The sequence below is a fragment of the Propioniciclava sp. genome (assembly GCF_036744435.1).
Lineage (GTDB): Bacteria > Actinomycetota > Actinomycetes > Propionibacteriales > Propionibacteriaceae > Propioniciclava.
Genome location: NZ_DAIOIA010000142.1, coordinates 1 through 7,179, shown reverse-complemented (window position 1 = coordinate 7,179; position 7,179 = coordinate 1). Strand labels below are relative to the sequence as shown.

General features: G+C 68.7%; 5 protein-coding genes, 1 tRNA gene and 1 pseudogene. 4 read left to right on the top strand and 3 right to left on the bottom strand.

Annotated features, from left to right (window positions below):
- From V7E09_RS13685 to V7E09_RS13675, 3 genes and pseudogenes are all read right to left on the bottom strand, one after another.
- Window positions 1-288, bottom strand: a pseudogene (locus tag V7E09_RS13685) (3-oxoacyl-ACP synthase); the annotation flags it as partial.
- Between the two features lie 4 nt (window positions 289-292).
- Window positions 293-1,237, bottom strand: coding sequence for an ACP S-malonyltransferase (locus tag V7E09_RS13680; protein ID WP_324512260.1), 945 nt, complete (start codon window positions 1,235-1,237; stop codon window positions 293-295).
- A gap of 87 nt (window positions 1,238-1,324) precedes the next feature.
- Window positions 1,325-2,512 (bottom strand): PucR family transcriptional regulator, encoded by a 1,188-nt coding sequence (locus V7E09_RS13675; protein ID WP_324512261.1) that lies wholly within the window; start codon window positions 2,510-2,512, stop codon window positions 1,325-1,327.
- A gap of 69 nt (window positions 2,513-2,581) precedes the next feature.
- Here V7E09_RS13675 and V7E09_RS13670 point away from each other — a divergent pair, with 69 nt between their 5' ends.
- The 4 genes from V7E09_RS13670 (at window position 2,582) to V7E09_RS13655 (ending at window position 7,127) form a co-directional block, all read left to right on the top strand.
- Window positions 2,582-3,631: a PHP domain-containing protein gene (locus tag V7E09_RS13670; protein WP_324512262.1), complete on the top strand. Its 1,050-nt coding sequence runs from the start codon at window positions 2,582-2,584 to the stop codon at window positions 3,629-3,631.
- A 47-nt stretch (window positions 3,632-3,678) separates the two neighbouring features.
- Window positions 3,679-6,459: a pyruvate dehydrogenase (acetyl-transferring), homodimeric type gene (aceE, locus tag V7E09_RS13665; RefSeq protein ID WP_442956896.1), complete on the top strand. Its 2,781-nt coding sequence runs from the start codon at window positions 3,679-3,681 to the stop codon at window positions 6,457-6,459.
- A 162-nt stretch (window positions 6,460-6,621) separates the two neighbouring features.
- Window positions 6,622-7,008 (top strand): DUF3052 domain-containing protein, encoded by a 387-nt coding sequence (locus tag V7E09_RS13660; RefSeq protein ID WP_442956897.1) that lies wholly within the window; start codon window positions 6,622-6,624, stop codon window positions 7,006-7,008.
- Between the two features lie 45 nt (window positions 7,009-7,053).
- Window positions 7,054-7,127, top strand: a tRNA-Val gene (locus V7E09_RS13655).
- Window positions 7,128-7,179: the final 52 nt, after the last annotated feature.

Below are 7,179 nucleotides of genomic sequence, written 5' to 3'. Positions count from 1 at the left end.
CGTCTGCACCAGGTGGCTGACCGTCGAGATGATGACGGCGTCGATGTCGGCCGCGGTCAGGCCGGCACGTTCGATGGCTTGGCGGGCGGCCGCCAAGGACAGGGAACGAACATCTTCCCCCTCAGCCACCCAACGGCGCTCCACGATGCCGGTGCGCTGCTGGATCCACTCGTCAGAAGAGTCGATGTAGGTGCACATCTCGGCGTTGTCGACGACGCGACTCGGGACCGCGGCGCCCAGCCCCTCGACCCGCGCGTACGGCGATCCCTTGCTGGCAGTGATGGGCACGTTCTCAGGCCTCCTGGCTGGACGTCGACGCATGCTCGGCCACGAAGGCGCGGGCGTCATCGAGCTGATCGGGTGTGTTGAGATTGAACAAGGCGACACCGGCCAGGTTCCGCTTGGCGATGCCGGTCAGGGTCCCGGACGGCGGCAATTCGAGGATCCCCGTCACGCCCAGGGCGGCCATCGTCGCCATGCAGAGATCCCATCGGACCGGCGAGGTGACCTGGTTCACCAGGCGCGCCAGATAGTCCGCCCCGTGGGCCACGACGGCCCCATCGGCGTTGCTGAGCAGGGTCAGCGCCGGATCGGTGGCCCGCAGGGAGGCTGCGGCCGCTGCCAGGCGGACACGTCCGGGTTCCATGTGGGAGGTGTGGAAGGCGCCGGCGACCGACAGCGGGACGACGCGGCTGCCGGATGGCGGGTTGGCCTTCAGTTCGGCGATCTGCTCCGCGGTCCCGGCAGCGACGATCTGGCCGGATCCGTTGTGGTTCGCCGCGGTCGCTCCCAGCGCCTCGATGGCTGCCACGACCGCGGCGGCATCGCCGCGGACGACTGCAGCCATGGTCGTGGGACGCAGCGCGGATGCCTCCGCCATGCCCAGCGCGCGCTCGCGGACCAGCGACACGGCGTCTCGCGGGCTGATCACGCCGACACCGGCGGCCGCCGTGATCTCGCCGACACTGTGCCCCGCGGCGATGTCCGCGCCGCGGAACGGCACCGTTGAGTCGCCGGTGAGCGCCTGGGCGGCCACCAGACCCGCTGCCACCAGGAGGGGCTGGGCGATCGCGGTGTCCCGGATGGCCTCCGCGTCGGCGTCGGTCCCGTAGTACGCCAGGTCGATGCCCGCGGCCTCGGAGAAGGCCGTCACGGTATCGACGGCGGGGCCGGTGAGCCAAGGGGCGAGGAATCCGGGGGTCTGGGCGCCCTGTCCGGGCGCGACGATCGCAAGCACGAGGACCATCTTCTCGGGCGGGAAGGTCTCTCCATGACGAGGGACACACAGTCTTTCCCGACGGGGTTTGTGGGAATCCTCCAGTGGCTACGCCTCGGTGAGGAGCCGCCCCAGCGTGCCTGCCAGGCGAAGCACGTAGCCGCCTCGGGGATCCGATGGCGCGTAGCCGGTGAGGTCTTCCACGCGGCCGAGCCGGTAGCGGACGGTGTTGGCGTGGATGAACAAGCGGCGCGCGGTCGCCTCGATGGAGGTGCCGGTGGCCCAGTACGCGTCCAGGGTGCGCATCAGGTCACCGGTGTGCTGGGCCAGCGGAAGATAGATGTCATGGGCAAGCTCGCGCCGGGCGTGACCGTCACCGGCCAGGGCGCGTTCCGGCAACAGCGCGCGGGCCGACACCGGTCGGGGGGCATCGACCCACGCCGACGCCGCGCGGCGACCCGAGGTGGCCGCGCGGGCGCTCACGACGGCCTCGACCAGATCCGGCACCACGGTGCCGACGACGACCGGACCATCGCCGAAGTAGGGGGTCAGGTCGGACGCGTGCGCGAGCGCCTCCTCCTCCGTCGTGAAGTCCCCGCCTAGCAGGACGACCAGGCGCGGTCCCTGTCCGGCCGCCAGGATGTCGAGCCCGCGGCGGGCGGCGGCGCCGCGCAGGTCACGCAGTGAGGCGTCCCGGGCGGGAAGATCGCCGAGGATGACCGTCAGACCGCGGGGCGAGTGCCAGCCGAGCGTCGAGGCCCGCGACACGACCGACTCGTCGGCGTCTCCGCGCACCACCGCGTCCATCACGAGAGCCTCGAGCCGGGCGTCCCAGGCGCCCCGGGTCTCGGCGGCGCGGGCGTACACCTCAGCGGCGTCGAAGGCGATCTCGCGGCTGTACTGCAGGACCGCCATGGTCAGGGTGGGGCGGTCGGATCGGGGCAGCTGGGAGGTGATCTGCTCCTCGACCGTCTCCACGGTCGTGCGGATCAGGTCGACGGTCTGCTGCAGGGTGAGTTGGCGCATCAGCGACCGGGGTGCCGAGGCGAAGATGTTGGGTTGTTCCACGTCGCCGGCCCCGCCCCGGAACCAATCCAGGAAACCGTCGACCCCAGCCCGCACGACCAGGGTGACGGACGCGCGGTTGTTCGCGTCCAGATCGCCGAACCAGGGGTAGTGCGCCGTGATCTGCGCCAGGGCGGCCGTCGTCATCGACGCGGCGGCCGCGGCCAGCCTCTTGGACATGGCAGCGCGCGCCCGGCCGGTCGGCATCCACTCTCGCACCTGATCGCGCATGCGCCCTCCTTCAAGGGCAGAACACTACCCGCGTGCGAGAGGCTGCGGCGCTCGTGCGACGATGAGCCCGTGTCGAGACGAGATCCGGTGGTCGATCTGCGGGAGATCGCGCGCCTGTTGGAGCGGCGCGGCGGGCAGACGCGGCGCGCCCAGGCGTTTCGCCGGGTGGCCGAACTGTTGGGCGGTCTCGACGCGCCGCAGCGTGCCGACCTGGATGCCCGCAGGGCGTGGTCGTCCCTTCCTGGGGTCGGCGCCACCACGACCCGGGTGATCGCCCAGTCCCATGACGGGCTGGTGCCGGACTACCTCGCCGAACTGCAGAACGCTGACGGGCCGCTCGCGCCGAGCAACGACGTCCTGGATGCCTTGCGAGGTGACCTCCACTCCCACACCGACTGGTCGGACGGCTCGAGTTCGCTCACCGAGATGGCGCTGGAGGCGTTGCGTCTGGGCCGCAGCTACCTCGCCGTCACCGATCACAGTCCGCGGCTGCGGATCGCCCGTGGCCTCGACCGGACGCGCAGGCTGGCCCAACTCGACGAGATTGCGGCGCTCAATGAGGCATTGCCGGGGTTCACGGTTCTCGCCGGTGCCGAGGTCGACATCCTCGACGATGGGGGGCTCGACGGGGACGCCGACACCTTGGGCCGGCTGGATGTGGTGGTTGCCAGCGTGCACAGCAAGCTCGCCCTGCCCGCCGAGGCCATGACGAAGCGGCTGGTCGCGGCGATCGCGCATCCGCGCACCGACATCCTCGGGCATGTCACGGGCCGGCTGGTGGCGGGGGACCGCGGAACGCGCCCCCCGAGCGCCTTCGACGCGGAAGTCGTATTCGAGGCGTGCCGCACCTTCGGTGTCGCCGTGGAGATCAATAGCCGACCCGAGCGACGTGACCCACCCGCCGATCTGCTCGCGCTGGCCCGCGACCTGGGATGCGTGTTCAGCATCGACACTGACGCGCATGCCCCCGGCCAGCTCGGGTTCAGCGAGTACGGGGCGGCCGCGGCGGACGCCGCGGGGATCCCGGCCGAGCGCATTCTGACCTGCTGGGAACTGCCCCGGCTGCGGGCCTGGCTGGCCGAACCATCTCATCGTGAATCTCTCGGTTCGGAGAGATAGGGTGGCAAAGAGTCCCGGCGGGGACCATTGACCCGCCGTCGTCCGCTGTGAGAAAGGACACATCAGTGGCACCTCGCGACAACGCGGGCCCCATCCTCAACGGCCTGCCTACCAACCTGCCCGACATCGACGCGGAGGAAACAGCGGAGTGGCTGGAATCCCTCGACGGCATGATCGATGAGCAGGGCCGGAACCGGGCGCGATACATCATGCTCAAACTGCTCGAGCGTTCGCGTGAGCGGCACCTCGGCGTCCCCTCGCTCACGGCCACCGATTACGTCAACACCATCCCCGCGGAAGCGGAACCCTGGTATCCCGGAGACAAGGACCTGGAGCGGAAGTTCCGGCGGCTGCTCCGGTGGAACTCCGCCGTCATGGTGCACCGCGCGCAGCGTCCCGGTGTCGGCGTCGGTGGGCACATCTCGACGTTCGCCTCCTCCGCCACGCTCTACGAGGTGGGCATGAACCACTTCTTCCGCGGGAAGGATCATCCCGGCGGTGGCGACCAGGTGTTCTTCCAGGGGCACGCCAGCCCGGGCATGTACGCCCGCGCCTTCCTGGAGGGCCGCCTGCAGGAGGCGGACATGGACGGGTTCCGCCAGGAGAAGAGCCACATCGTCGACGGGCAGATCCGGGCGCTCCCCAGCTACCCGCACCCGCGGCAGATGCCGAACTTCTGGGAGTTCCCGACCGTGTCGATGGGGATCGGCCCCATCAACGCGATCTGGCAGGCGCAGTTCAACAAGTACCTCCACAACCGTGGCCTGAAGGACACCAGCCAGCAGCACGTCTGGGCGTTCCTCGGCGACGGCGAGATGGACGAGGTGGAGAGCCGCGGCGCGCTCCAGACGGCGGCCTACGAGGAGTTGGACAACCTCACCTTCGTCATCAACTGCAACCTGCAGCGCCTGGATGGCCCGGTGCGCGGCAACGGCAAGATCATGCAGGAGTTGGAGTCGTTCTTCCGTGGTGCGGGCTGGAACGTGATCAAGGTCGTGTGGGGTCACGGCTGGGATCCGCTGCTGGCCGCCGACAAGGACGGCGCGCTGGTCAACCTGATGAACAGCACCTCCGACGGCGACTACCAGACCTTCAAGGCCAACGACGGCGGGTACGTCCGCGACCACTTCTTCGGGCGCGACCCGCGTACCGCGGCGATGGTGGAGGACTGGGACAACGATCGCATCTGGAACCTCACCCGCGGCGGACACGACTACCAGAAGGTGTATGCGGCCTACGACGCGGCCACCAAGTTCACCGGTGCCCCGACCGTGATCCTCGCCCACACCATCAAGGGCTACTTCCTCGGGCAGCACTTCGCCGGCCGCAACGCCACGCACCAGATGAAGAAGATGGCGCTGGATGATCTGAAGCAGTTCCGCGATCGGCTCGACATGCCCGTCACGGACGCCCAGCTCGAGGAGAACCCCTACCTTCCGCCGTACATCCGCCCCGACGAGTCCGACCCGCGTATCGCCTACGCGCTGGATCGTCGCCGGGCCCTCGGCGGCCCTGTCCCGGAGCGTCGCAACAAGCCGCAGGCACTCAAGCTCCCCGACGACAAGGCGTACGCCTCGGTCAAGAAGGGATCCGGTCACCAGCAGATCGCCACCACCATGGCGTGGGTGCGGCTGCTGAAGGACCTGCTGCGTGACAAGGAGTTCGGTGCCCACGTGGTACCGATCATCCCCGACGAGGCGCGCACGTTCGGTATGGACTCGCTGTTCCCAACCATCAAGATCTACAACCCCCACGGCCAGAACTACACGCCGGTGGATCACGACCTGATGTTGTCCTACCGTGAGGCCAAGGACGGCCAGATCATCCACACCGGCATCAATGAGGCCGGTTCGGTGGCGTCCTTCTCGGCGGTCGGTTCCAGCTACGCCACCCACGGTGTGCCCATGGTTCCCGTCTACATCTTCTATTCGATGTTCGGGTTCCAGCGCACCGCCGACGCCATCTGGGCTGCGGCCGATCAGCTCGCCCGGGGCTTCCTCATCGGCGCCACCGCGGGTCGTACCACGCTGACCGGCGAGGGCACCCAGCACATGGATGGGCACAGCCCGGCTCTGGCGGCGACCAACCCGGCCGTCGTGCAGTACGACCCGGCGTACGGCTATGAGATCGCCCACATCATGCAAGACGGGCTGCGTCGCATGTACGGGGAGAACCCGGAAGACGTCATCTTCTACCTGACGGTCTACAACGAGCCGATCGTCCAGCCGAAGGAGCCCGACGATGTCGACGTCGAGGGCATCCTGCGGGGCATGCACCTGGTGTCGAAGGGCAACGCGGAGGGTCTGGCCTCCGACGCCAAGCACGTACAGTTGCTGGCCTCGGGGGTGGGCATCGCCTTCGCCCTGGAGGCCCAGCAGTTGCTGCGTGACGACTGGGGCGTGATCGCCGATGTGTGGTCGGTCACCTCGTGGACGGAACTGCGGCGTGACGCCATGGCGGTGGATTCGAACCGGTTCCTGCACCCCGAGGTAGCGGTGGACGATCCGTGGATCGTGCAGAAGCTCGCCGACGCGCCCGGCCCGGTCATCGCGACCTCGGACTACATGCGTCAGGTCCAGGATCAGATCGCGCAGTGGGTTCCCGGCGACTTCGCGTCGCTCGGCGCCGACGGGTTCGGCTTCTCCGACACCCGGGCGGCAGCGCGGCGCTTCTTCCACATCGACGGTCCGTCGATGGTGGTCAAGGCGCTGCAGATGCTGGCCAAGAACGGTGAGATCGATCGCACGTGGCCGGGGCAGGCAGCCGACAAGTACAGGCTGCTTGAGGTCACTGCGGGCGCGTCCGGTAACGCTGGTGGTGACGCTTAACAGGCGTTCGTTCCCGACCCGACGCGCGCGGGGCGCCACGCTTTCGTGGTGCCCCGCGCGCGTCTCTGCCCCTGTTCGCTCTACGATGGGGTGGTGATTCGCACCAAGGAAGGGGAATCCCCGGTGGGCAACACGCCCGAAGCACCGGGTGGCAAGCCCGCAGTGACGGCCCTCGGTTTCGAGCCGGGGCAGATGGTTCAGGAGCTCGGCTGGGACAACGACGCCGACGAAACCCTGCGCGACGCGATCATGGAGGCCATCGATGCCGACATGATCGAGGATCCGATCGAAGCGGTCGACGCGGTCGTGCTCTGGTGGCGCGACGAGGACGGGGACGTCGCGGATGGTCTCGTCGACGCGCTCCGCGACCTCTCTCAGGAGGGCCACATCTGGCTGTTCACGCCGAAGATTGGCCAGGAGAGCCACGTCGATCCCACCGACATCGCCGAAGCGACCCTGGCCGCAGGCCTGGTGTTGGCCAACCCGGCGACCGTGTCCTCGCAATGGCAGGCCCAGCGCATCGTGCGTCCCAAGGGCGGGCGGCGCTAGCGCTTGGTGTCACGGCTGACGCGTCGCCGGTAGGATTGGCCGCTGGGGCGCATAGCTCAGTTGGTTAGAGCACCTGCCTTACAAGCAGGGGGTCGGGGGTTCGAGTCCCTCTGCGCCCACAATTTCAGACGTACTAGAACACCTGACATCGGTGGAAGCCGGTGTTGGTGC

Excerpts from the sequence above, each read along its gene's own strand:
- V7E09_RS13675 (WP_324512261.1), bottom strand. The coding sequence starts at position 2,512 with ATGCGCGATCAGGTGCGAGAGTGGATGCCGACCGGCCGGGCGCGCGCT.